Here is a 23605-nt window from a genome sequence, read left to right as displayed (position 1 = left end):
ACGGCAGGGCCCCCCTCGATGTCTTCCCGCTTTGTAACGGCGACTTGCTGCCTAGCGGCGCAGGATGCGGTGCGCCAGCTGCTTGGCGGCGAACACCAGGGGGCGAACCGGCAGCGTAAAGGTACCAACCATCTCCTCCACGAAGCCGCCGAAGCCCTGCTTGAACTCAAGCAGGCCCCGGCCTGGGTCTTGCGGGTCGTCGAAGACGCCGTTGATGCCGTAGAAGTTATAGCGCGCGCACCCGCGCTCGATGCAGGAGAGCATCTGAGAGTGCTGGATCGCGGTGGCGGCGTAGAACTTGGCGTACTTGGGGTCGCTGCCCGAGAAGAGGTAGACGCACTCCCTCTCGTGCCAGGCGAAGGCGGCTGCTGCGGCTGGGATCCACTCGCCATCGTCTCTGATATAGGCCTTTGCGTCCTCGACCCGCCTGAGGGACGCCTCGTGCTTGGAGCTCATGTCGTCGAGCTTCTTCTGGACCTTCTCGGGCGTGCGGGCGGTCTGGAGGGACTTGGAGAGGGCCTCGCACTCCGCCTGGTACTCGTCGCGCTTCTGGATCCAGGACTCGAGGTACTCGCGCGAGTCTATGTAGGCGATGTTGAACTCTACGGCATCCGCCAGAGCATCGAACATGGCCTCGTAGTAGGAGGTCTCGTGGTTCTCGAAGCCCTGCTTCTCGCAGCTCAGCTCGCAGATGTCATGGAAGGTCCCCAGCTGGTCGCGGGTGGCACGCTGGACCTTCACGCCACTCGACAGCGCGATTCGAACGTTGCGCTTCGTGCTCTTGGCGTAGCTGGCAACAAGGCCCTTCTCGTCTTTGATGCCAGACAGGTCCTTCACGAAGCGCCAGCGCGGCACCGCGCCGTAGCCCGTGGTGAGGCCCTCGTGGATGTAGCCGGCAAGCGTCAGGGAGCTTACCGTCCGGTCGTCTGCCGGGCTACCCGGGACGGGCCGTCCATCAGCATTGCGCAGCTGGTAGACGACCTCGGGCGTGAGCTCCAGCTGGGAGGCGCCGGCCTCGCGGGCGCGCAGCCTGAGGGCGCGCAGGAAGAAGGAGAGGAGCTCCTGGTCGTGGTAGTCGCAGAGGGGACCGTCGTGCACCACGGCGAAGGTGGAGAGCCTGCTCTTGTGGACCTCCAACATGCCGGCTGCAACCAGCCTGCCCCCCTCACGCACGCCAAGGTACTCAAGCCGAGCGCCAAGGCTGGCCCTGAGCTGGCCCATCGCACTGCTCTGCTGGAAATTTCCCTGGGGGTGTTCCGAGCTGAATTTGTCGAAAACGGAGCGCTCGAGCGTCTCCAGAGTGAATGTTCGCATAATCTGTGTGCAGTGCCCTTTCCTTTGGGGTGCATTCATAGCACGAAGCGTAGCATGCGCCTGTGATATGTCTGTGCATGCTGGTTGGGGGAGCCCATGGCTTACAAGCTCGGTGTCATAGGGGGCATGGGCCCTGAGGCGACGCTCTACTTCTACGACGGGATCATCCGTCACACCAAGGCCCATGCCGACCAGGACCACATCGACATGGCCATACTGAGCCAGGCCTCCATGCCAGACCGCACCCGCGCCATACTCACGGGCGATGACGCGCTCCTGCTTGAGACCATGCGCTCAAACGCGGAGGCGCTCGAGCGACTGGGATGTGCCCACATCGCCATCCCCTGCAACACCTCGCACTTCTTCTTCGACAAGATCCAGTCGTTCACCAAGGTGCCCATCCTGCACATGCCACGCGAGGCGGCATGCGAGGCGGTTGAGACGCGTGGGGCAAGGCGGGTTGGCATCATGGGCACGGACGGGACCGTCCGCGCCGACATATACCGCCGGGAGTGCGAGGCCCTGGGTGCCCAGAGCGTGGTTCCCTCTCCCGAGCGCCAGGCCGACGTGATGTCGCTCATCTACGACGACGTCAAGGCAGGACGCCCCGCAGACATGGACAAGTTCGACCGCGTGATGCGGGAGTTCGACGAGCAGGGCTGCGACGTGGTGATACTCGCCTGCACCGAGCTCTCCGTCATCAAGCACAGCCACCAGATGCCCGAGAGGTGCCTGGACGCCATGGACGTGCTCATTCGCGAGGCCATCCTGAGGAGCGGGGCGGAGTACCGCTAGGCATCGCCTCTCAGCGCGTGATGTCCGCGAACGCAGCGCCTATGAAGGCTGCCAGGTCCGCTGGGCTCACCCTCAGCGAGAGGCCCCTCCTGCCACCCGAGATGCCGATCTTGTCGAAGAGCTGGGCCGTCTCGTCTATGAGAGTGGGAAACTGCTTCCTCATTCCAACCGGGGTGCAGCCACCACGCACATAGCCCGTCGTAGGCTCGAGTTCGCGCACGGGCAGCATGGCAAGGGACTTCTCCCCCACGGCGGCAGCCGCCTTCTTGAGATCGAGTTCCTCCGCAACGGGCACGCAGCAGACCACATGCCCTCCCGCCGGGGTCACCGTGACCAGCGTCTTGAAGGCCGTTTCGGGGTCCTCCCCCAGCATCTCGCTGATACGCACGCCCACCCCGCTCGAAAGGTCCTCGTCGTCCGTCTCGTAGCTCATGAGCTCGAAGTCGATGCCGCCGCGCTCAAGCTNAGATGTGTAAAAGAGACGGGCCTTCCGCATGCCCGCCACCAAGTGGCGGGCATGCGGGCCAATATAGCCTATCAAAAAGAAAAGAAGACCGACTGACCGCCACTTGGTGGCGGTCAGTCGGTCCGAGAGAAGCTAGGCCCTCGCCGCGCGGGCCGCCATGCGCGCGCGGTCGCGCTCGAGGATGGGCGCCAGGTAGCGGCCCGTGTGACTCTCGGCGACCTTGGCAACCTGCTCGGGCGTGCCATAGGCGACCACGGTGCCACCACCGTCTCCGCCCTCGGGGCCCATGTCCATGATGCGGTCAGCCATCTTGATGACGTCCAGGTTGTGCTCGATGACCAGCACGGTGTTGCCAGCGTCCACCAGCTTCTCGAGCACCTCGACCAGCATGCGCACGTCCTCGAAGTGCAGGCCGGTGGTCGGCTCGTCCAGGATGTAGAAGGTCTTGCCCGTCTGCTGGCGATGCAGCTCCTTGGCAAGCTTCACGCGCTGGGCCTCCCCGCCCGAGAGCGTGGTGGAGCTCTGCCCCAGGTGCACGTAGCCCAGGCCCACGTCGAAGAGGGTCTGGAGCTTGTTCTTGATGCGCGGGATGTTGGCGAAGAAGGCCAGGGCCTCCGTCACCGTCATCTCGAGCACGTCCGAGATGGTCTTGCCGTGGTAGCGCACCTCGAGGGTCTCTCGGTTGTAGCGCTTGCCGCCGCAGACCTCGCAAGGCACGTAGACGTCGGGAAGGAAGTTCATCTCGATCTTGATCTGGCCGTCACCCTTGCAGGCCTCGCAGCGGCCCCCCGGCACGTTGAACGAGAAGCGGCCGGCGCTGTAGCCGCGCGCGCGGCTCTCGGGGACGCTGGCGAAGAGGGCGCGCAGGTCGTCCCAGAGCCCGATGTAGGTTGCCGGGTTGGAGCGCGGGGTGCGCCCGATGGGGCTCTGGTCGATGTCGATTACCTTGTCGATGATCTTGCGCCCATCGGCGTCGAAGATGCCCTCGAGCTTCTTGTAGGGCCCCACCAGGCGCTTGGAGTTGTGCACGGCATTGGTGAGGGCGGGAGCCAGGGTGTCGGTGACCAGGGACGACTTGCCCGAGCCCGAGACGCCCGTGACCACGGTGAGCGTGCCCAGCTCCACCTTTGCCGAGACGGACTTGAGGTTGTTGGCAGTGGCGCCCGTGATCTTGAGCGCGCCGCGGCCGGGCCTGCGGCGCGCCGCGGGCAGCTCGACGAGCCTCTTGCCCGTGAGGTAGGCGCCCGTGAGGGAGTCGGGGTTGCCCATGATGTCTTCCGGCGTGCCCGCGGCGACCACGGCACCTCCCAACTCGCCGGCACCAGGGCCCATGTCTATGACGTGGTCGGCGGCGCGGATGGTGTCCTCGTCGTGCTCCACCACGATGACGGTGTTGCCCTGGTCGCGCAGGCGCCGGAGGGTGTCGATGAGGCGGTCGTTGTCACGTTGGTGAAGGCCGATCGAGGGCTCGTCCAGGATGTAGAGGACGCCCATGAGGCCCGCGCCGATCTGGGTTGCCAGACGGATGCGCTGCGCCTCTCCGCCTGAGAGCGTGGCGGCGGCGCGGCTCAAGGTGAGGTAGTCCAGGCCCACGTTGACCATGAAGCGCAGGCGGGCGATGACCTCCTTAACGATGGGGGCACCGATGAGGTGCTGGCGCTCCGTCAGCCGCAGGGCCTCGAAGTGGTCCAGCGCGGCCTTGCAGCTGAGGTCGCAGACCTGCTGGATGTTGAGGTCTCCCACGGTGACGGCCAGGTACTCGGGCTTGAGGCGCGCCCCGTGGCAGGTGGGGCAGGGCACCTCCCGGATGTACTTCTCGAGACGCGCCCTCATGGTCTCGCTGGTGGTCTCCTGGTACTTCTCGAAGAGTATGGAGCGCACGCCCGGGAACTTCGTGGACCAGTTGGTGTCGCGGCCATCGCGCGTGTGGTAGTCAACGCGAACGTTGGTGTCCCCCAAGCCGTCGAGCAGAGCGTTCTGGGTCCTCTTCTTGAGCCTCTCCCAGGGGGTGTCCGCGCTCTCGCCCATGTGGGCGCAGACCGCCGCAAGGATCTGGGGGTAGTAGTTGGAGTGCCCGAAGATCCCGCCGAAGGCGCCGTCTGCCACGGAGAGCTTGGGGTCCTCTATGAGCGCCTCCGCGTCCACGGTGCGCTTGGTGCCCAGGCCGTCGCAATCGGGGCAGGCTCCGTAGGGGGCGTTGAAGGAGAAGTCGCGCGGCTGCAGGTCATCTATGGAGTGACCGTGCTCGGGGCAGGCCAGGGCCAGGGAGTAGCTGAGCAGATCTCCCTCGCTGCCATCGGGGGCGTCGCGCTCGGGAAGGAGGTAGAAGCTCACGCGACCAGAGGCGAGGCGGGTTGCCGTCTCGACGGACTCGGCGATGCGGCCCAGGCTGTTCTCGCGGATCACCACGCGGTCCACCACGACCTCGATGGAGTGCTTGAGCTTCTTCTCGAGCCTGATCTCCTCGTCCAGCTCGCGTACCTCGCCGTCAACGCGCACGCGGCTGAAGCCCTCGTGACGCAGGTCCTCGAAGAGCTTGGCATACTCGCCCTTGCGCCCCAGCACCACGGGTGCCAGCACCAGGGCACGCCTCCCCTGCCCGGCAGCCAGGACCTTGTCCGCTACCTGGTCCGTGGTCTGGCGCTCGATGACGCGCCCGCACTCCGGGCAATGGGGGGTGCCGATGCGCGCATAGAGCAGGCGCAGGTAGTCGTAGATCTCTGTCACCGTGCCCACCGTGGAGCGGGGGTTGCGGCTGGTGGTCTTCTGGTCGATGGAGACCGCCGGCGAGAGGCCGTCGATGGAGTCCAGGTCTGGCTTGTTCATCTGGCCAAGGAACATGCGGGCATACGAGGAGAGGCTCTCCACGTAGCGGCGCTGGCCCTCGGCATAGATGGTGTCGAAGGCAAGGCTCGACTTGCCCGACCCCGAGAGCCCCGTTATCACGACGAGCTTGTCTCGGGGGATGGTGACGTCTATGTCACGCAGGTTGTGCTCGCGTGCCCCGCGAATGACGATGGACTCGGATGCCATGTGCTACCTCGATGTGTGCGTATGTCTGCGATTCAGTCGCATTTTCCTATACCCGACGAAGCGGTTGCCCAAACTTACCCGGCAACATTCTAGCCGAGATATAGAACACACGTTTGCCTCTTGGCGACGGACACAAAATGTGGACGATGCAGCTGGAGGGACCCGACTCGAGGCTAGCCAGAAATCAGCTGGCCAAGCGTCCGGAACGGCCAGGAGAAGGACTGGGCCATGGCGTCAAAGCCATCGAGCTGCTCTCGCACGGCGTCCGAGAACTGCGGGCGCGCCTCCGCAAGCCTCCTCAGGGCAGGAGCCGCATCTGGAGAGAGCGAGCCCAGGTAGCAGACATCAATCTCCTCGATGCTCCCGGAAAGATAGCCATCCACGTTGAACGACGCGATGCGACCGACAGGGTTGCAGAAGACGAAGACGATCCAGAGGGACACCACGACCGCAAGCGACAGGCGAAAGAGAGGGAGCCGTGGACGCAGCAGGCTGAGCGCCACCAGGGCAACGAGGGCGGCAATGGCAAGCATGCCGAGATAGGTGAGGGCGCGAAGCAGGCTCAGGCCATAGCAGCCCACATAGAGCCCCATGCGCCAGGCGGCGGACGCCAGCATGACAAGCGTGGCCGCAAGCAGCGCAAGCTGCAGCGCAAGCACTCCCGCGGAGCGCGGTGCATCACGCCTCAGACGCTGGCAGAAGAGCACGACAAGCAGGTTGACCGCAGAGACCGCCACCAGTTGAAAGAAGCCCGAGCGAGCGTAGGCGGCATAGCCCCCGTACATGGCGGTGGAGCTTGCCCCACCAAAGAGATAGGTGAACTGGATGGCCACGAACACCAGGTAGACGGAATCGATCAGGGCAAGGAAGCACGAGAGGGAAAGAGGGCTCACGGCAGGCCTCCACCCAGGCTTGGGGGCGGCAAGGTACCTGCCATGCCCATGGGCAAGCCCAAAGAGCAGGGAGAAGGCAAGCGGGCCCACCAGAAGGAGGCGCAGACCCCTCACAAGCCAGAGCTCAAGATCTCCCTCGAGCCAGGAGAAGGCGTCGCCCACCAGGCCCGAGAAGACCGCATCCGCGCTGGCCAGCAGAGGCACAACCAAGAGGAGCACGGCGGCCCCTGCCAGAAGTCCCAGCACCGCCGAGCGAATCCCCCGGCCGCCCTCTCCTGTGGAGGGGCGCAGAGAGAAGAGCATCCCCAAGTTTTTGAACTGCTCGCGCACAAAGAAGCCCAAGGCGCGCGCCACGCCACCCGAGGAAAGCATGGCCGCCTCATCACCACCCGCTAGCAGCGCAAATGCAAGCAGGCTGCATATCCCCAGCACAATGGCATTGAGAAGACGCAGCTGCGCGTTGAAGACCATGGCGGGAGCGGCGGCAAGGAGCAGGTTTGCCGCCATGAGGAGAAGCGCAGCCCTCCCCAGGCCCTTGATGCCACCGCGCAGAAGCAGGCATGCGACGAAGAAGCCCCAAAGGAGCAGCGTGGTGCCCAGCCCACCCAAGCCAAGAAAGAAGGCGGAGAGGACCATGGGCAGCTCGTCCACGCAAAGCGTCCAGAGGAACGCGAGGAGCGCGGCCACACCCAGGCAGAGCAGGTCCTTGGGGCCACCCCCCTTGGGCTGGTCGGGCTGGGAAGGCCGAGCGGGCGCGGAGCTTTGGTCAAGGCTTGGTCTTGGGGCCGGCGGGCAGCCCCCTTGCAAACGTTCGTCCATGTTGTTCAGCTTTCTGCTACAAGTCCTTTTCGGGCAGGTATTCCAGCAGGTCAGCGGGCTGACAGCCCAGCTCCCTGCAGATGGCCTCAAGGGTGGAGAAGCGGATGGCCTTGGCCTTGCCCGTCTTCAGGATGGAGAGGTTTGCCATGGTCACGCCCACGCGCTCCGAGAGCTCCGTGAGGCTCATGCGCCTCTCGGCAAGGACGAGGTCGAGTTTCACCTGAATGCGTCCCATGCCTACACCACCAGGTCGTTCTCGTCCTTGAGCTCGGCGGCGTTTGCGGTGAGCGCAGAGAGCGCCACGCAGACCACGGCCAAGGAGACGCTGAAGATAAGCGCCACCGAGAGGGACGCAACCACCGAGAAGACCAGGGGCTGCGCGCAGGAGATGTATGCAACGGCCGCAAGCAGCCACACCAGCACGTCAACCGCGGCAAGGTAGCCCATGAGGCGCAGGCGCGCCGCGTTCCCCTGGGTGAAGGCCTCGGCTTGCCCGATGGCGGAGAACAGCCTCCATGCCACGGCGGCAAGCACGACAAGGGGGAGCACACCCAGCGCAAACACGATGGCGGACCCCACGGGGACCACTCCCCTGCCCTCGATGGCCGGAATCACCATCACGGCCACCAGCAGACAGGCGGCAACGGCCAGGAGGTCTATGACCTTGAGCACGATGGACATCTCTCGCTTCGACATTGCACCACCCGTCCTTTCATGACTCTAGGATAGCAATGTCTTATCGAATTTCAATATGTATTTATCGTTTTTCGATAAATTTCATTGGAAGGACGAATGAGGCCATCCCCTCGCATGCAGCGTGCATGCATGCAGGCTCATCTGCAAGGGCCGCAGGGCGCCCTACCCCACCAGCAGCTTGAAGCAGATCTTCTTGAGGGAGGCCGGACCGCCGGCGCAGCAGCCCGGCTTGTGCGCCTCGGAGGGAGGCGTCACGCAGAACTCGCCCGCACGCAAGGTGACCCAGGACGTTCGGGCCCCGCCTTCTGGCTCGCCGTACAGTCCGAAGTCGTCCTGCTCGCTGAACTCCTGAATCGACTCGAGCTCCGCCACGGGAACCACGCCGATGCGCTCCTCTCCGCGGATACAGAGGTGCAGGTCCGCATAGCGGCGGTGTGCCTCGAAGTCCTTCTGGGAGGCATCCACGGTCTCGAACTCCATGACGTTGGCGAAGAGCGCGTCACCGTCTATGTCGTGCCTTCCGCAGGGAAGGCTCTCCAGGCCTTGCTCTCCAATCCAGGCGAGCAGACTCTCAAGCTGGGGAGAGGAGAGGTAGTTCTCAGAGACGTGACTCAGGGACGAGACGATCACACCCCACCTCCTTGTCGGTCTTCGTGCGGACAAGGCCGCTACGCGCGCTTGTAGCCCGTGATCATGGTCAGGACGAAGCAGGTTACGGTTGCCCAGGCAAAGAACTTGTGAGCCTTCATGAAAGCGTCCTCTCTCTTGGGCCGCAGATGGCGGCTTGCTGGCTTTCCCGAAAGTATAGACGCAGGAGTCCGTGCGTTGGGTCGTCTCGCTCACCCCTTGGGTAGAATCAAGCCAGTACATACGCCATGGCGGGCGTTCCCGCCGCCCCAAGGAGAGGAAATGCGGATGCCAGACATCGACGAGGAGGCGCTGAGGCGCGAGGTTGACGAGGCGCTGGGCCACCACAGTACCCAGGAGCAAGGCCCCAAGAGGTTCCAGCCCGAGGAGGGCTCGCACATAAAGCACGTGATCGGTGTCATCTCCGGCAAGGGGGGCGTCGGCAAGTCCCTGGTCACGGGCGCTCTTGCATGCGAGCTCAGCCGGGCCGGACACAAGGTCGCCATCATGGACGCGGACATCACGGGGCCCTCGATCCCCAAGATGTTCGGCCTCTCGGGCGTGCATGCCACCGCCTTCAACCAGAAGCTCGTTCCCGCACAGTCCGCGGGCGGCATCAAGATCATGAGCACCAACCTGGTGCTTGAGAACGAGACGGACCCCGTGCTCTGGCGCGGTCCCATGCTCATGGGCGCGCTGCGCCAGTTCTTCGAGGAGACCGCCTGGGGCGAGATCGACTACCTGCTGGTTGACATGCCTCCGGGAACGGGCGACGTTGCGCTCACCGTCTTCCAGAGCCTGCCCATCGAGGGCGTGGTCATCGTGAGCTCGCCTCAGGACCTGGTCCAGATGGTGGTGGGCAAGGCCGTGAAGATGGCCGCCATGATGGACGTTCCTGTGCTGGGCGTTGTAGAGAACATGAGCTACGTGGCCTGCCCCGACTGCGGCCGCAGGATCGAGCCCTTCGGACCCAGCCACCTGTCCGAGACCACCGAGGCCTTTGGCATCAAGGCCCTGGACACCCTTCCCATCGATCCCGCCATCGCCGCGAGCTGCGATGCCGGTGACTTCGAGAAGGTGCTCCCGGAGGGATTCGTTCCCAAGGCCCTGGCCGCCATCGGGGCCTAGGGCATGTCCCAGGGCAAGACAAGGGACAGGGCCTCGAGGGCCAGGCGTCGCGGGGCACTGCTTTGCGCCGCGGACGCAATCGAGCTGGCGCAGCACTATGACGTGGTTGTGCTGGGAGGAGGCGCTGCGGGACTCGTGGCGGGCATCTGTGCCGCAGAGCAGGGGGCGAAGGTCCTGGTGCTCGAGGCGGATGTGGAATGCGGGCGCAGCATCCTCGCAACGGGAAACGGCCGCTGCAACTTCGCGAACACCAACCTAGACCCCAGGCGCTACAACGACGCGGGCTTCGTCCGGGCGGCGTTTGGCGAGCGCGCGCTCGAAGACATCCTGGCGTTCTTCTCGGACTGTGGCCTTCGCTGGGTCCAGGAGGAGGACCGTCTCTACCCTCGCTCCCGGCGCGCGGCGAGTCTGCGCAACGTCCTCCTCGCACGCGCCCGGCGCGCAGGGGTGACCCTGGGCTGCGCTCGCAGGGCAGACGAGGCGAGGCGGACGGAGGACGGCTTTTGTGTGGGCTTCACGCAGGAGCTCCCAGAAGGCAGCGCACGTCGCGGCAGCCTGCGCTGCTCCTCGCTCGTCCTGGCATATGGAGGCACGGACGCCAGCGTTGCTGCGGGCCTGGGGCTTGAGCTGCACGAGAGGCGGCCCGTGCTCTGCCCGCTGTCCTGCGAGGACTCCCCTCTTCTGACGCTCGACGGAAGACGCGCCCAGGCGCGCGTCACACTCGTCCGAGAGGGGAAGCGGCTCTGGGACGAGGGGGGCGAGCTGCTCATCCGCAGCTATGGTCTCTCGGGAATCGTGATATTCGACCTCTCGCGCCGCGCACACGAGGGAGACGGGCTCCTCCTGGACCTTGCCAGCGAGCTCACGCATGATGAGCTTCTGGACCTGGTGGACCCCAAGCGCAGGGGACGTTTTGTTCCCGGCTGCCTGGACGGGGTGCTGGACCCGGACATCGCGTCTCTCCTCGAGGGTCTTGCATGCTCGAGCGAGGAGCTGGCAGGACTCGCGAAGGGCTTCCGCCTGCGCGCCCTGGGCACTGCCGACGAGACGCATGCCCAGGTACGACGGGGTGGGCTTGCCTGCTCGCAGTTCGCGGCGCAGGACCTCTCGTGCGCGAGCGCACCAGGCCTCTTCGCCTGCGGAGAGGCGCTGGACATAGACGCGGACTGTGGCGGCTTCAACCTGGCCTGGGCCTGGAAGAGCGGCATGCTTGCCGGCAGCGCCGCCGCAGGTCAGACGCTTGGCAAGGCATCACACTAGAAGAAGGCGTTCCCCATGCTTGAGCTCTCCAACATCCGCATTCCCCTGAACGGGCTGGACGGCAGCGACGGCCAGGAGGAGCGCGTCCTGCGCTCCCAGGTCATGAGGAGGCTGCACCTGCAGCCCGACGACCTCCTCTCGCTGGAGCCGCGCAAGCGCTCGCTGGACGCACGCAAGAAGGGCGACATCTTCTACACCTACAGCGTGCGGCTGCAGCTCAGGGGCGCGTCCAACGCAGAGCGCGAGCTCCTGTCCCGTCTCAGGCGCCGCCATGAGGACAGAAACCTGCAACTGGTCGAGGACGAGCGTTACCGACTTCCCGCCCGCCTCGAGACCAGGCTCGCCCAGCGGCCCGTTGTGGTGGGAGCAGGGTGCGCAGGTCTCTTCTGCGCGCTTGCCCTGGCCGAGGCAGGCCTTGAGCCCCTTCTGGTTGAGCGAGGAGAGCCCAGCGAGAGGCGCACGCGCGCGATCGGGCGCTTCAACGAGACGGGCGAGCTTGACTGCGAGAGCAACATACAGTTTGGCCTGGGAGGCGCCGGCACCTTCTCTGACGGCAAGCTCTCGACGGGCACCAAGAGCGTCGCGCACCGCTTCATCCTCGAGACCCTCGTCGAGGCCGGCGCCCAGCGCAAGATCCTGTGGGATGCGAAGCCCCACGTGGGGAGCGACGTTCTCCCCCAGGTGGTCAGCAACGTCTGCAGGCGCATCGAGGAGGCGGGAGGAGAGGTCCGCTTCTCCTGCCGCATGACGGAGCTGGGGATTTCCGGTGGGCGCGTGAGCTCCGTCACGCTCGAGCGGCGAGATGGCGCCGGCCTGGTAAGCGAGGAGCGCATTGCCGCCAGCAGCGTGGTGCTTGCCTGCGGGCACTCGGCGCGCGACGTCTTCGGCCTGCTCAAGGAGGCGGGGGTTGCCCTCGAGCGCAAGACCTTCGCCATGGGCGTGCGCATCGAGCAGCTCCAGGCAACCATCGACCGTGCCCAGTACGGGCAGTCCGCCGGGCACCCCGCCCTGGGAGCTGCGGCCTTCAAGCTGGTTGCGCACCTCGACTCCGGCCGCTCGGCCTTCTCGTTCTGCATGTGCCCCGGAGGATACGTCGTTGCCGCCGCCAGCGAGGAAGGGGGCGTGGTAACAAACGGCATGAGCCTCTCTGACCGCGCGGGCGCAAACGCCAACGCCGGCCTTCTGGCCAACGTGTTTCCGGGGGACCTGCCCGGGGACGACGTGCTGGCAGGCGTTGCCCTCCAGAGACGGTGCGAGCAGCGCGCCTTCGAGCTGGGGGGAGGCGGCTATGTGGCACCCGCCCAGCTCGTGGGTGACTTCCTCGCGGGGCGTAAGTCAGGCTGCGAGAGGAGCGTTGCCCCCACATACCCGCGGGGCGTGCGCTGGGGGTCCGTCGAGGGCTGCCTGCCAGACTATGTCAGCCAGACCCTGCGCGCGGCAATCCCGCAGATGGACCGCAGGCTGCATGGCTTTGCCCATCCGGACGGCGTCCTCACCGGCGTGGAGACCAGGTCAAGCGCGCCAGTGCGCGTGACGCGCGGAGAGGACCTCCAGTCCATATCGACAGGGGGCCTTTGGCCCTGCGGCGAGGGCGCGGGGTATGCGGGAGGCATCATGAGCGCGGCAACGGACGGGCTGCGCGTTGCCGAGGCCCTGGTGAGGAGCCTGAGGAGCAGCTAGGCCTCGCGAACGAGCTCCACGAGGCGGGCAAGCTCCTCGTCCTGCCCCATGCCCGTGAGGAAGGCGACGCCGTTGAAGGTGGGGACATCCACCCTCTCCTGCGTCTTCACGACGCTCACGTAGGCGGCGGCACCCTTGAGCACCTCATGCAGGGAGGCCACGTCTGTGGCAACGACCTGCGCCTCGACGCCCTCTGCCTCGAGCAGCTTGCGGATCTTGTTGGCAACGGCCTGGGAGGTGGCAACACCCGACCCACAGGCGACGACGATCTTTGCGGACATAATGCTTCTCCTCCTCGACTAGATGGGGTCACATCTTGACCCAAGTCTAGCCCAGGGTTACACCTGATCAGAAGGAATAGCACGAGAGCGACATCTCACAACCCGTCTCTTCGAGCGAACCTGGTTTTAATCTCTTGCGACAAGGGCTGTCCTCTCGCGAGATGCCATGGCATGGGTATCAGAGCGCGCTTCATGCCAGGTACCTCACCGACATCCTCAGCACACTTATGTAAGTTGAGTACCAATTTTCAGGAGTGAAAAAATGCGTTTAGCCGCGAGGATGTAATTTTGCTCCGCATAACGCATTGCCTCTTCGACCGAACCACACTCGATCACTGTAGGCACGAGCGCCGACACCCCATGTTCAAGCAAGATAGTTGCACTTGAATCCATAGATCCAACCAATGCGACGCAGGGCACTCCATGCCGATTGCAGCGTCGGGCAACGCCACTTATGACTTTTCCACGCACTGACTGCCCGTCAGCATGTCCCTCTCCAGTAATGCAAACGTCCACACCTTCGAGCAGCTCATCAAAATGCACAAGATCAAGGACGTATTCAATGCCCGAAACCATGTCAGCACCTAGAAAAAGACGCGCAGCCGCGCCCAAACCACCCGCAGCTCCCGCTCCAGGGTCACCCGACACATCAATGCCAAAGGTTTTGGCAAGAACCGAAGAGTAGGACTTCATGCCCTTCTCGAGCTCAGCAACAACCACCTCATCGGCACCCTTCTGGGGACCAAACACGCAAGAAGCCCCCTGCGGACCCACGAGGGGATTGTCGACATCACACATGACATGAAAATGAACTTGGGAGACACGCTCATCCATACCGGAAAGATCGATCGAACGCACGCGAATTAGGTCCTTGCCCCGGCCTGCCAGCTCTCTTTCATCAGCGTCAAGGAAGCGGGCACCCAGGGCACGCATTGCCCCCATGCCGCCGTCGTTGGTCGCGCTGCCGCCTATGGCAAGCGAGATGTCTGTAACTCCTCTGTCCAGAGCATCAGCAATTAGTTGTCCGGTTCCAAAGGTTGACGTAAAGCGAGGGTCACGCTGATTCGTCGAGAGAAGCGGAAGCCCTGACGCCGCGGCCATCTCGATGATGGCGCCGCCATTAGGCAGAAGACCATAAGATGCCTGTATATCTGCACCGCAAGGGTTCTTAACCATCACGTGCACCAACTCGCCGCCCAAGGCGTTCACGAGCGCCTCGACAGTCCCCTCCCCTCCATCCGCCACGGCAACCGAGCGCAAATCGACCTGTGCCCATTCGTCATGCGCCACCAGTGAAAGAAGCTCTGAGGCACGAGTTGAAGAAATACTTCCTTTGAAGGAGTCGGATGCAAAAAGCAAGCTAGGCATGAACAGTCCTTTGAATAAGCCAATCGACACAATGCACGGCATAACCAGTCAATGAGAGAACCGTGATGAATGACATGGGCCTCGTCAAACGTCAATCTGTGCCAACGCCCTCGTTGATTATGCGAGCTATTTCGGCCCGATCATCAGTCTCGCGAATCTTCTTGCGGAAATCGTCCTTGGTCAGGAGGACCGCCGTCTTGGAGAGAAGCTTGATATGAGTCGTACCCGCCTCAACGTCAGGCACGAGCAGAGCAATGAAGATGTCGCAGTCAATGTCATCGAAACTCGGCCACGCAACTGGATGAGTGTTCTTTACTACGATGACCGCAGCACGCTTGATGTTGGCACACTTGGCATGAGGTATTGCAAATCCTTCGAGCATGCCGGTCATATCAAGGCTTTCGCGATACTGGAATGCCTCGTAGACTCCGTTGGCATCGTCAGTAATGTCGAGCTCAGCAGCCCTGTTCGCAATGAAGCGAAGAACGCTGTCACGGTCTTCCAGACTCTGCCCAGAGAAGATGTTTGGCTCTTGAATAAAGTCGTGCACGGCCTTTCCTTTCCTTTCGAGCAGCCCTGACGAGGGGTCAGTGCAACGCCGTCAGTCCCCTCGTGTCCAGGGCATGACGATGGCGGTGGGATTGCAGGCTATCGGGCCATCTCAAGAATGCTGACAACATCGCTTACGCGAAGCTCCCTGAAGAAACCGCAGTGATCGCCACCACGAGCTTCAACGGCGCCCTGAGCCATGTGCCCGATCTCGTCATCAGTCGGGTTGATGCACTGGATGTGTTGTATGCCCAGGCGACAGAAGGCACGCAGGTACGCCATGAGCTTCTTCAGGCCGCCCTCGCCCGCCAGCGTGCTCGGCGAGAACTTCACGTTGAGCAGGGACCCGTTGGCGTCTCTCCAGTTGTCGAGCTTCGAGACGCTCATGAGGCTGGCGGTAGGCCCGCTCACGTCCCTTCCCAGCATGGGCGAGAGGCCGCCGTCGGCAAGCTGCTCGCCGGCATGGCGGCCGTCGGGCATGGCACCCACGGCGGCGCCCAGAGGGATGTGCGCGCTCACCGTGTACGAACTGGGCTGGAAGGTCCCCGAGAGCACGTTCTGGTACTTGCTCACCTCGCGACCGTAGTGGCGCAGGAAGCGCGTCGTCACCTCTCGCATAGACGACCGCCGCGAGCAGAAGGCCGCCATTGCGCGCAAGGCCTACGAGATCGTGGAAGACGGGCAGGTGGTGTTCCTGGACATCTCGTCCACCAACCTCTACCTTGCAGACCTCTTTGCCGAGGGGCCGAAGAGCGCGGTGGTGGTCTCCAACATGCTCGACGTTGTGAAGAGGGTTGCCGCAGGGAAGAACGTGGTGGCGGAGTGCCCCGCAGGGAGGATGAACCTGGAGCTCTTTGGCCTCGTTGGGTCAAAGACCGTGCGAGATATTGCGCGCATCCGCTTCGACCTGGCATTCCTTGGAACCCTTGAGATAAACGTGAACGATGACAGCGTCTCCACCTTCGACATGGAGGACGGTGCCGTGAAGCAGACCGCACTCGAGGGCAGCGTGCGCAGCTACCTCGTTGCAGACTCGCACAAGTTTCGCGCCAGAGGCAGCTACCGCTACGCCCGCATCAGCGACTTTACGGGCATCATCACCGACTCCGGCGCTGGCGCGCAGGCCCAGGCGCTCGGAGAGCTTGGAGTGGACCTGCTCTAGCGCCAGGCACAACCCCCTAGTGCTTCCTGCGACCCTTGTACCTGCGACGGGTGGCGTGTGCGCTCCCCTTGCGGTCCGTCGCCTTCAGGCGGTCTATGACGTCCTGCGCGCTTGAGCCCTCGAGCTGGGAGCGCAGGGCCACGATCTGGTCGCGCAGGCGAGCGGCCCGCTCGAAGTCCATGTCTGCGGACGCCTGGAGCATCTCGTCCTCGAGCGACCCCAGCACGCGCGAAAGCTCCTCCTTGGGAAGGGTCTCGAGCTCGCTTGCCAGCGCCTGGGCCATGTCCTCGCCGGCCTGCCCGGATGCCTCGCCCGCGGGCCCTGCCGCCGTGAGGAACTCCCCGTTCACGCGCGACTTGCCCCCAAGCGTAGCCGATGCCTCCTCGATGAAGCTCGTGACGTCCGTGATGGACTTGCGAATGGTCTGCGGCGTGATGCCATGCTCCTCGTTGAAGGCCTCCTGCAGGGCGCGGCGGCGGGCCGTCTCGTCCATCGCTATGCGCATGGAGTCCGTGATGGAGTCCGCATACATGATGACCTTGCCCTGGGCGTTCCTGGCCGCGCGGCCCATGGTCTGGATGAGGGATCGGCGGTTTCTCAGGAAGCCCTCCTTGTCTGCGTCCAGGATGGCCACGAGGGACACCTCGGGGATGTCCAGCCCCTCGCGCAACAGGTTGATTCCCACAAGCACGTCAATCTTGCCCAGGCGCAGGTCGCGGATGATGGCTATGCGGTCCAGGGTGGCGGTGTCCGAGTGCATGTAGTTCACGCGCACGTTGGCGTCCAGGAGGTGGTCGGTGAGGTCCTCCGCCATGCGCTTGGTGAGGGTCGTCACCAGCACGCGCTCCCTGCGCGCCACGCGCTCGCGGATCTCCTCCAAGAGATCGTCTATCTGACCCCTCACGGGACGAAGCTCCACCAGGGGATCGAGCAGGCCCGTGGGGCGGATGATCTGCTCCACCTCCCGCTGGGTCACACCCTCCTCGTAGTCTCCTGGAGTCGCCGAGACGTAGATGAACTGGGGTACGCGCCGCTCGAACTCGTCAAAGCGCAGCGGACGGTTGTCAAGCGCCGAGGGCAGGCGGAAGCCATGGTCCACGAGGGTGATCTTGCGGGCGCGGTCGCCCTCGTACATGCCACGGATCTGGGGCACCGTGACGTGGCTCTCGTCGATGATACAGAGCATGTCGCGAGGGAAGTAGTCAATCAGGGTGTAGGGCGGCTCGCCCGCGTGGCGTCCGTCCATGTGGCGCGAGTAGTTCTCGATACCTGAGCAGTAGCCCATGGTCTCGAGCATCTCGAGGTCGTAGGCGGTCCTCTGCGAGAGGCGCTGGGCCTCAAGGACCATGTCGTTGTCCTTGAGCTCCCGCACGCGCCCCTCAAGCTCCTCGCTGATGGTCTTGATGGCGTGTGTGACCTTGGGCCTCTCGGTGACGTAGTGGGACGCGGGCCAGATGGGCACGGCATCGAACTCGCGGACCAGTTCCCCGGTCACGCTGTCGATTTCCGCGATGAGCTCGACCTCGTCGCCGAAGAAGCTCACGCGCAGGGGGTTCTCCGCATAGGGCGGGAACACGTCCACGGTATCCCCGCGCACGCGAAAGGTCCCGCGCGAGAGGTCGTAGTCATTGCGGTCGTACTGGATGTCTATGAGCTCCCGCACGAGGTCATCACGCTCGAGTGGAACGGACTTGTCCACGTTTGGGGCCAGACCCGCATAGTCCTGCGGGCTGCCGATGCCGTAGATGCAGCTGACCGAGGCGACCACGATGACGTCACGGCGGGAGAGCAGGCTCGAGGTCGCCTGGTGGCGCAGCTTCTCCACCTCCTCGTTGATGGAGGCGTCCTTCTCGATGAAGGTGTCCGTCTGCGGCACGTAGGCCTCGGGCTGGTAGTAGTCGTAGTACGAGACGAAGTAGACCACCGCGTTGTTGGGGAAGAGCTCCTTCATCTCGCTGGCAACCTGGGCGGCCAGCGTCTTGTTGGGCTCCATGATCAAGGTAGGCCTCTGCACGGCCTCGATGGTCTTTGCCATAGAGAAGGTCTTGCCCGAGCCCGTGACGCCCAAAAGCGTCTGGTAGCGCAGGCCCTCCTCGACGCCTTGCGAGAGCCTCTCTATGGCCTGGGGCTGGTCCCCGGCGGGCTCGAAGTCCGAGACCACCTGCAGGCGCTCGCTGCCTCGCTCCATGCCGAAGCGCCTGAGCTCCGCCCCAAAGCGCTCCTGCGCGGCAGGCGTCCCCGCCAGCGGCTCGAAGTTCACGCTCTCGCCCTCGTCCGTCATGAAGCCGCGCTGCTCCGCAGAGGAGCCTTCCTGACTATCCCACGCTGAGGCCACTCTGGCACTCCTTTGCCCCCCCAAGTTGTTTGGAACAAGTGTACCCAAAATCAGGGTGGCCGCGAGCCCTACGAGGAGCTGGAGATGCCTCGCGGGTACAGCTCCTCGTAGCGGGCCTGGGCATCCTTCACCCTCGCGAGGTAGGCGGCCGTCTCGGCGTACCTGATGCTGGACGAGAGGTCCCCACCACCTGACAGCCAGTCTCCCACGGAACCCACGCCCGCGTTGTAGGCGGCGATCACCTCGTCCTGGCTGGACAGAGCACGCTGAAGATATCCCAGGTAGGCCACGCCATACTCGATGTTGGTGTCGGGGTCCGTGAGTCGCTGCGGGTCGAAGCTCGCACGGTCCACCAGTCCCAGGCCGGCCACCTCCTCGGCAGTCTCAGGCATGACCTGCATGAGGCCCAGGGCGCCTGCCGTGGAGCTGGCGTCGCTGTTCCAGTTGGACTCGCACTTGATCACCGCGCAGACCAGGTACGGGTCAACGCCATGGCGAGCCGAGGCCGCCTCGATGCGCTCCGCATGCTCGACGGGATAGAGCAGGTTGCGCAGGAGGCTCGCCGGCGCGCTCTGGGCAAAGAGCGTCAGGGCGCAGACGGCAAGCATCGCAAGAATGGGCAGAACCCTGAACCAGCGGAAAAAAGACGTGCGTCTCATAGGGTGACCCCTCCCCTCTTCTGCCATCCCTGGCCCTCGCGCTCATCCCACCACGAGCGCAGCCGAAAGAGAAGCTCCTCGGCATCGCCGTCGTTCGGGATGACGGTATCGGCATGCGCCTCAAGGTATGCGTCGCTTGGCTGGCCCGCCAGCCTACGCTCATAGTCCCGGGCGTCCATGCCGCGTCCAAGGGCGCGCTGGCGGCGCAGGAGGGGGTCCGCACGGACCCACACGAGCTCATCCGCCAGGCCGCGCAGATCCTCCACGCGGTCAAGCAGGGGGACCTCCACCACGCAAACCGCAACGGAGCGCCCCTCCAGCTCCCGGAGCCTGCGCAGGAGGAGCCCCTTGATATGCGGCAGCTCGATGCCTTCCAGAAGCCGCGCCTGCCCTGCGCTCTCGAAGGCGCGCTGGGCCAGCAGCCGTCGGTCCAGGGAGCCACTCGCAGGGTCGAGCAGATCCTCGCCAAACGCGGCAGCGACCGAGCCCACGCAGGGCCCGCCCGGCGCAAGCACCTCTCGCGAGAGCTGGTCCATATCGAGCCGAACGGCCCCGAGCCTCTCCAGCTCGCGAGCGGCCGTGGACTTCCCCGAGGCCGTGCCCCCCGTCAGAAACAGAACGTACATGCAAGTCTCCCCTTCTCGAAGGCTCGCATGGCGAGACTAGCTCTTGGTCTCGAACTTCTGGTGGCACTGGGGGCAGGAGACCCTGATCTTCCCCTTGCCGCGCGGAACGCGCAAGCGCTTGTGGCAATTGGGGCAGAGCACGTGCTTGTACTGCCGGGCCTCCGCAAGAGCCGCCCGAGGGTCGCGCAGCCAAGGTCGCGCAGGGCCCAGGAGCTCGAGGAACTGCTCGTTCTCCTTCCTGCGCGCGGCGACGCGGGCAGAGGCCATGCGGAAGAGGGCGTAGGCGAGGATCGCCAGCACCAGGGCGGACAGCCAGGCCTGACGGGCGAAGAGGTTGACCAGCAGCAGGGCAACCGCCAGCCAGGAAGAGAAGGCAGCCAGCTCGTCGTAGCCGTTTCGCCCCCTCAGAAGCTCGCTCAGCCTGCTCTGAATCTCGTCCCTCTTCATATGCCCGTCCTCTCGCTCTCGCCTCTCGTCTGACACTAGGCTGCCCGTTTTGCGCCCCAGCCATACGCCGGGGCGCCATGGGACACAGAAGGGCGATTCTACTTCAAGCCCTCGCCCATGAGGTAGGCGCGGCAAAGCTGGGCGCAGCCGATGATGGCGTCAACATGGCAGCGCTCGCGGCCGTGCGTGTTGAGGCAGGCCATGCCAAAGGCACCGCTCTTGATGTTGGCGCCCAGCGCGTAGGCCGCGTTGGCATCCGTCGAGTAGCGGTAGCACACCTGCATGTTCCACTTCTTGGGGTCGCAGGCCTTCTGGGCGCAGCGGGCCAGCTGGTTGGTGAGCTCCCAGTCGTAGGGACCGCGGTGGTCGGCAGCGATGACGCCCACGTGATGCTCGTCGGCGTCGTAGTCAGGGCCGATAAGGGTGATGTCCAGCGCAACGTACTCGCTCACCTCGGAGGGCACGTACGCGCCACCGTGACCGATCTCCTCGTAGATGGGGAAGGCGAAAAGCGTGTCGAAGGCGGGACGCAGGTCCTCCTCCTTGAGCCAGCTCAGGGTGTCGATGAGCACGGCGACGGCAGCCTTGTCGTCGATGTGGCGGCTCACGATGTAGCCGTTCTCGAAGGTCTCGAACTGGGGGTCTATGGAGACGATCGAGCCCTCGCTCACGCCCAGCGCGCGGGCGTCCGCGGGGGACTTCACGTCAGCGATCAGGGAGACGCTCATGTGGTTCTCGTCGCGCTCCACGGTGCGGGCGTCATCGAAGACGTGCGTGGAGTGGCTGTTACAGATGACCTGCCCCGACACCGCGTTGCCATCGCGGCAGATCACATGGCAGGTCTCGCCCTCGATGGAGTGGTAGTTGACGCCCCCAAGCTGGCGGACGCGCAGGGTGCCATCCTCGTTGAAGCCGCGCACGATGAGCCCGATGGTGTCCAGGTGGGCGCCTACACAGACGGTCTTGGAGGAGTCCTGGCCCTTCACGCGCACGTAGGCAGTCGCCTTGTTGTCCGTGAACATCTCGTAACCCATGCCCTCGAAGGTCCTCCTGAGGTACCCGTGGATCAGCGGGTAGTAGCCCACCGGGCTGTCAACCGCCACGAGGTCCCTCAGCTCGCTCACGAGTCCGGCCCTGTCAATCTGGTATGCCATGTTGCTCTCCTTGTCCTGGAATCGCAGTGCTTGCCTTGCCACCCTTCGGTGGCGGCCTTTGCTATGCCTGAGGCCTCGAGTAGAGCGCCACGAGCTCCTGGAGCATGTCCACCATGGCCTCGAGCTCGGGCACGGGCACGAACTCTCGCACGCCGTGCGCGTTGTAGTAGCAGGCAGAGAGGTTCGCGCAGGGGAAGCCGCGGAAGCTCAGCTGCGAGCCGTCCGTGCCGCCGCGCATGGGAATGCACCTCATCTCCTGCCCTATGCTCGCGTAGGCCTTTCGGGCATTCTCGATGAGATGCGCGTACTCCGGGCGGCAGACCACGTCTGCCAGGTTGTGATACTGGTCGCTGGCCTCCACGGTAAGGACCTCGCTGCCCATGGCCTGGTTCACCAGCGCGGCGGCGAGGCGCATGGTCTCCTTGCGCGCCTCGACCTTTTCCTGGTCGTGGTCGCGGATGATGTAGTCTGCGGCAGCCTCCTCGCAGTTGCCGCTCATGCGCTCCAGGTAGTAGAAGCCGTCGTAGCCCTCGGTGTACTCGGGCCTCTCCTGTGCGGGGATGAGCTGGTGGAAGCGCATGATGGCCTCCGAGGCGTTGATCATGATGCCCTTGGCCGTGCCCGTGTGCACGGAGAGGCCGCGGGCGCGCACCTTGACCTCCGCGGCGTTGAAGGTCTCGTAACAGAACTCGCCCAGGGGCCCGGCGTCTATGGTGTAGCCGTAGGGAGAGCCGAAGCGCTCGAGGTCGAGCAAGGCGGCGCCATGCCCTATCTCCTCGTCAGGCACGAAGGAGAGGGCGAGGCGTGGGTGCGGGAGGCGTGGGTTCTCCCTCAGGCGTGCCAGCAGCGAGACGAGCATGGCGATTCCTGCCTTGTCGTCTCCGCCCAGAAGAGAGCTCCCGTCGCTGCAGATGATGTCCCAGCCTGCCATGTGCTCCAGCTGCGGGTTGGTCTGGGGGCTGACGGCCACCTCCTCGCCGTCACGGCCGCGCCCAATGACCAGCCTGCCCCCCTCGTAGCGCCTGATCTGGGGCGTGACCACGTCCCCCCAGGACTGCCAGGCGGTGTCGATGTGGCAGCAGAAGCCCAGCGCGGGCAGGTCCTGGGCCTCCTCGGATGCCGGCCAGTGCGCGACGACGTAGGCATGCTCGTCCACGCTCACGTCCTCTGCCCCCAGCTCGCGCAGGTCCTCCGCCACAAGCTCGGCCATGGCAAACTGGCTCTTGGTCGAGGGGACCGAGTCTGCCGTCAGGGGGTCCGACTGGGACGCCACCCTGCAGTAGCGCATAAACCTATCTACGACGTCGCTCATTGCTGCTTCCTCTCTTCCCTGTAAGTCCTGGCGGCCGAGACGAACGCGCGCCAGAGCATGAAGTCCCTCTTGTTGTGGTGCCAGCTGTACTCGGGATGCCACTGCACCCCCAGGACGAAGCGCTTCTGCGCAAGCTCGATGGCCTCGACGATTCCGTCCGTGGCATACGCGCCCACGCTGATGCCCCGGCCAAGCTTCCCCGCGCACTGCTCGTGGGCAGAGTTGACCTGCAGGATCCTTGCGCCGCCCACGCAACGCGAGAGCAGTGTGCCGGCCACGACCTCAACCTCGTGCGCGGGTCTGTTGAGGTCGCTCAGATGCTGCCAGTGGCACATGCCGGGACGCGTGGGCGCCTGGTAGACGTCTTGGGTCAGCGTGCCGCCGCAGGCCACGTTGAGCAGCTGCTCGCCGCGACAGATGGCAAAGAGCGGCTTGTCTGCCGCAAGCACCATCTCGACCAGGGGAAACTCGAGGGCGTCCCTCTCTCGCGCGAGCTTCTCCTCGCTGATGGGCGGCTCTCCCCAGCGCGTCGAGTCGACGTTATGACCACCGGGGAGGTTGAAGCCGTCACAGAGATCAACATATGCCGAGATGAGCTCCCGGTCCTTGGTGATGGGCAGCATGACCGGCATGCCCCCCGCAGCGATGATGGCGTCGAACTGCAGCTTGTTGAGGGACTCCCCCAGCACCCCATCGTCCTCGGGCGTCCAACGAGGCGTCACGGCAATAAGCGGGCGGGCCCCCTCGGCTGTGGCCGCGACCTCCAATTTCTCTTCGCACATGAAGCGATGCACTCTCCCGGTAGCTTGCTGACCTGCAGACCCATGCCGAGCCGTGACGGCGGCGCGGGCACTTCCCCAATGACTCTACTACCGTGGGGCGCCAGCACGCGCACCGTTATGCAATCGCAATCGTTTTGTCTTTTTTCTCGGGTCATTGTTCTGCGCATGCGCCGCCCACCTGCCCTGATGGCGCAATTTCCCGTGGAGGGATTGACGGGT

23 protein-coding genes are annotated in these 23605 nt (G+C 64.6%); 5 read left to right on the top strand and 18 right to left on the bottom strand.

The genetic code is table 11. From position 1 onward, the window contains the following. Window positions 1-51 precede the first annotated feature (51 nt). Window positions 52-1314 carry an aminoacyltransferase gene (locus CZ375_RS01985; protein ID WP_159438338.1) on the bottom strand — a complete coding sequence of 421 codons (1263 nt, stop codon included), beginning with the start codon at window positions 1312-1314 and terminating at the stop codon, window positions 52-54. Window positions 1315-1410: 96 nt separating this feature from the next. Between CZ375_RS01985 and cuyB the strand changes: the two genes are divergently transcribed. Then, on the top strand, window positions 1411-2109 hold the full coding sequence (cuyB, locus tag CZ375_RS01980) for a cysteate racemase (RefSeq protein WP_077598720.1): 699 nt from the start codon (window positions 1411-1413) through the stop codon (window positions 2107-2109). A 10-nt stretch (window positions 2110-2119) separates the two neighbouring features. On the opposite strand, the gene ybaK is transcribed toward cuyB, so the two are convergent. From ybaK to CZ375_RS01950, 6 genes are all read right to left on the bottom strand, one after another. Beyond that, complete coding sequence (gene ybaK / locus CZ375_RS01975) at window positions 2120-2605, bottom strand: Cys-tRNA(Pro) deacylase (protein ID WP_077597648.1); 486 nt, start codon at window positions 2603-2605, stop codon at window positions 2120-2122. A gap of 102 nt (window positions 2606-2707) precedes the next feature. Beyond that, on the bottom strand, window positions 2708-5608 hold the full coding sequence (gene uvrA / locus CZ375_RS01970) for an excinuclease ABC subunit UvrA (protein ID WP_077597647.1): 2901 nt from the start codon (window positions 5606-5608) through the stop codon (window positions 2708-2710). Between the two features lie 173 nt (window positions 5609-5781). After that, complete coding sequence (locus CZ375_RS01965) at window positions 5782-7320, bottom strand: DUF4153 domain-containing protein (RefSeq protein ID WP_077597646.1); 1539 nt, start codon at window positions 7318-7320, stop codon at window positions 5782-5784. A 16-nt stretch (window positions 7321-7336) separates the two neighbouring features. Continuing rightward, window positions 7337-7555 (bottom strand): helix-turn-helix domain-containing protein, encoded by a 219-nt coding sequence (locus tag CZ375_RS01960; protein ID WP_077597645.1) that lies wholly within the window; start codon window positions 7553-7555, stop codon window positions 7337-7339. A gap of 2 nt (window positions 7556-7557) precedes the next feature. Next, window positions 7558-8016, bottom strand: a complete 459-nt coding sequence (locus CZ375_RS01955) for a DUF2975 domain-containing protein (protein ID WP_077597644.1) — start codon at window positions 8014-8016, stop codon at window positions 7558-7560. A 162-nt stretch (window positions 8017-8178) separates the two neighbouring features. Continuing rightward, on the bottom strand, window positions 8179-8646 hold the full coding sequence (locus tag CZ375_RS01950) for a NanQ anomerase/TabA/YiaL family protein (protein ID WP_159438337.1): 468 nt from the start codon (window positions 8644-8646) through the stop codon (window positions 8179-8181). A gap of 285 nt (window positions 8647-8931) precedes the next feature. On the opposite strand from CZ375_RS01950, the gene CZ375_RS01945 reads away from it, so the two are divergent. The 3 genes from CZ375_RS01945 to CZ375_RS01935 are packed head-to-tail and all read left to right on the top strand — an operon-like array spanning window position 8932 to window position 12711. Beyond that, complete coding sequence (locus CZ375_RS01945) at window positions 8932-9771, top strand: Mrp/NBP35 family ATP-binding protein (protein WP_077597642.1); 840 nt, start codon at window positions 8932-8934, stop codon at window positions 9769-9771. A 3-nt stretch (window positions 9772-9774) separates the two neighbouring features. After that, a complete protein-coding gene (locus CZ375_RS01940) occupies window positions 9775-11031 on the top strand; it encodes an aminoacetone oxidase family FAD-binding enzyme (protein ID WP_077597641.1) in 1257 nt (418 codons plus the stop codon). Window positions 11032-11046: 15 nt separating this feature from the next. Beyond that, the gene (locus CZ375_RS01935) at window positions 11047-12711 is read left to right on the top strand and encodes an NAD(P)/FAD-dependent oxidoreductase (protein WP_077597640.1); all 1665 of its coding nucleotides are present in this window, start codon (window positions 11047-11049) and stop codon (window positions 12709-12711) included. On the opposite strand, the gene CZ375_RS01930 is transcribed toward CZ375_RS01935, so the two are convergent. From CZ375_RS01930 to CZ375_RS01915, 4 genes are all read right to left on the bottom strand, one after another. Then, on the bottom strand, window positions 12708-12992 hold the full coding sequence (locus CZ375_RS01930) for a PTS sugar transporter subunit IIB (RefSeq protein ID WP_077597639.1): 285 nt from the start codon (window positions 12990-12992) through the stop codon (window positions 12708-12710). The genes CZ375_RS01935 and CZ375_RS01930 overlap by 4 nt on opposite strands. A gap of 225 nt (window positions 12993-13217) precedes the next feature. Next, the gene (locus tag CZ375_RS01925) at window positions 13218-14360 is read right to left on the bottom strand and encodes a glycerate kinase family protein (protein WP_077597638.1); all 1143 of its coding nucleotides are present in this window, start codon (window positions 14358-14360) and stop codon (window positions 13218-13220) included. Window positions 14361-14451: 91 nt separating this feature from the next. Continuing rightward, the gene (locus tag CZ375_RS01920) at window positions 14452-14910 is read right to left on the bottom strand and encodes a PTS sugar transporter subunit IIA (protein WP_077597637.1); all 459 of its coding nucleotides are present in this window, start codon (window positions 14908-14910) and stop codon (window positions 14452-14454) included. A 98-nt stretch (window positions 14911-15008) separates the two neighbouring features. Beyond that, the gene (locus CZ375_RS01915) at window positions 15009-15527 is read right to left on the bottom strand and encodes a glycine radical domain-containing protein (protein WP_077597636.1); all 519 of its coding nucleotides are present in this window, start codon (window positions 15525-15527) and stop codon (window positions 15009-15011) included. Between CZ375_RS01915 and CZ375_RS01910 the strand changes: the two genes are divergently transcribed. After that, window positions 15526-16071, top strand: a complete 546-nt coding sequence (locus CZ375_RS01910; protein ID WP_077597635.1) for a DeoR/GlpR family DNA-binding transcription regulator — start codon at window positions 15526-15528, stop codon at window positions 16069-16071. The two genes, CZ375_RS01915 and CZ375_RS01910, sit on opposite strands and share 2 nt — an antisense overlap. Before the next feature lie 16 nt (window positions 16072-16087). Here CZ375_RS01910 and uvrB read toward each other — a convergent pair whose 3' ends face one another. The 7 genes from uvrB to CZ375_RS01875 form a co-directional block, all read right to left on the bottom strand. Next, a complete protein-coding gene (gene uvrB, locus CZ375_RS01905; protein WP_077598719.1) occupies window positions 16088-18352 on the bottom strand; it encodes an excinuclease ABC subunit UvrB in 2265 nt (754 codons plus the stop codon). A 122-nt stretch (window positions 18353-18474) separates the two neighbouring features. Further along, the gene (locus tag CZ375_RS01900; protein ID WP_077597634.1) at window positions 18475-19065 is read right to left on the bottom strand and encodes a lytic transglycosylase domain-containing protein; all 591 of its coding nucleotides are present in this window, start codon (window positions 19063-19065) and stop codon (window positions 18475-18477) included. Beyond that, window positions 19062-19691, bottom strand: coding sequence for a dephospho-CoA kinase (gene coaE, locus CZ375_RS01895; RefSeq protein ID WP_077597633.1), 630 nt, complete (start codon window positions 19689-19691; stop codon window positions 19062-19064). Before coaE ends, CZ375_RS01900 begins: the two co-directional genes overlap by 4 nt. A gap of 36 nt (window positions 19692-19727) precedes the next feature. Then, on the bottom strand, window positions 19728-20174 hold the full coding sequence (locus CZ375_RS01890) for a hypothetical protein (protein WP_234966804.1): 447 nt from the start codon (window positions 20172-20174) through the stop codon (window positions 19728-19730). 62 nt (window positions 20175-20236) lie between these two features. Further along, window positions 20237-21292, bottom strand: a complete 1056-nt coding sequence (locus CZ375_RS01885; RefSeq protein ID WP_077597631.1) for a M20/M25/M40 family metallo-hydrolase — start codon at window positions 21290-21292, stop codon at window positions 20237-20239. Window positions 21293-21353: 61 nt separating this feature from the next. Then, on the bottom strand, window positions 21354-22604 hold the full coding sequence (gene pepT / locus CZ375_RS01880) for a peptidase T (protein ID WP_077597630.1): 1251 nt from the start codon (window positions 22602-22604) through the stop codon (window positions 21354-21356). Continuing rightward, window positions 22601-23386 (bottom strand): gamma-glutamyl-gamma-aminobutyrate hydrolase family protein, encoded by a 786-nt coding sequence (locus CZ375_RS01875; RefSeq protein ID WP_077598718.1) that lies wholly within the window; start codon window positions 23384-23386, stop codon window positions 22601-22603. Before CZ375_RS01875 ends, pepT begins: the two co-directional genes overlap by 4 nt. Between the last annotated feature and the right edge of the window lie 219 nt (window positions 23387-23605).

The sequence above is a fragment of the Olsenella urininfantis genome (genome assembly GCF_900155635.1).
Lineage (GTDB): Bacteria > Actinomycetota > Coriobacteriia > Coriobacteriales > Atopobiaceae > Olsenella_G > Olsenella_G urininfantis.
Note: the sequence above shows the minus strand (reverse complement) of the source record. Positions and strands in the feature narration are given on the sequence as shown.

Coding starts and splice junctions, on each gene's coding strand:
- CZ375_RS01985 (WP_159438338.1), bottom strand. CDS start 1,314: ATGCGAACATTCACTCTGGAGACGCTCGAGCGCTCCGTTTTCGACAAA.
- cuyB (WP_077598720.1), top strand. CDS start 1,411: ATGGCTTACAAGCTCGGTGTCATAGGGGGCATGGGCCCTGAGGCGACG.
- uvrA (WP_077597647.1), bottom strand. CDS start 5,608: ATGGCATCCGAGTCCATCGTCATTCGCGGGGCACGCGAGCACAACCTG.
- CZ375_RS01965 (WP_077597646.1), bottom strand. CDS start 7,320: ATGGACGAACGTTTGCAAGGGGGCTGCCCGCCGGCCCCAAGACCAAGC.
- CZ375_RS01960 (WP_077597645.1), bottom strand. CDS start 7,555: ATGGGACGCATTCAGGTGAAACTCGACCTCGTCCTTGCCGAGAGGCGC.
- CZ375_RS01955 (WP_077597644.1), bottom strand. CDS start 8,016: ATGTCGAAGCGAGAGATGTCCATCGTGCTCAAGGTCATAGACCTCCTG.
- CZ375_RS01945 (WP_077597642.1), top strand. CDS start 8,932: ATGCCAGACATCGACGAGGAGGCGCTGAGGCGCGAGGTTGACGAGGCG.
- CZ375_RS01940 (WP_077597641.1), top strand. CDS start 9,775: ATGTCCCAGGGCAAGACAAGGGACAGGGCCTCGAGGGCCAGGCGTCGC.
- CZ375_RS01935 (WP_077597640.1), top strand. CDS start 11,047: ATGCTTGAGCTCTCCAACATCCGCATTCCCCTGAACGGGCTGGACGGC.
- CZ375_RS01930 (WP_077597639.1), bottom strand. CDS start 12,992: ATGTCCGCAAAGATCGTCGTCGCCTGTGGGTCGGGTGTTGCCACCTCC.
- CZ375_RS01925 (WP_077597638.1), bottom strand. CDS start 14,360: ATGCCTAGCTTGCTTTTTGCATCCGACTCCTTCAAAGGAAGTATTTCT.
- CZ375_RS01915 (WP_077597636.1), bottom strand. CDS start 15,527: ATGCGAGAGGTGACGACGCGCTTCCTGCGCCACTACGGTCGCGAGGTG.
- uvrB (WP_077598719.1), bottom strand. CDS start 18,352: ATGACGGACGAGGGCGAGAGCGTGAACTTCGAGCCGCTGGCGGGGACG.
- CZ375_RS01900 (WP_077597634.1), bottom strand. CDS start 19,065: ATGAGACGCACGTCTTTTTTCCGCTGGTTCAGGGTTCTGCCCATTCTT.
- coaE (WP_077597633.1), bottom strand. CDS start 19,691: ATGTACGTTCTGTTTCTGACGGGGGGCACGGCCTCGGGGAAGTCCACG.
- CZ375_RS01885 (WP_077597631.1), bottom strand. CDS start 21,292: ATGGCATACCAGATTGACAGGGCCGGACTCGTGAGCGAGCTGAGGGAC.
- pepT (WP_077597630.1), bottom strand. CDS start 22,604: ATGAGCGACGTCGTAGATAGGTTTATGCGCTACTGCAGGGTGGCGTCC.
- CZ375_RS01875 (WP_077598718.1), bottom strand. CDS start 23,386: ATGTGCGAAGAGAAATTGGAGGTCGCGGCCACAGCCGAGGGGGCCCGC.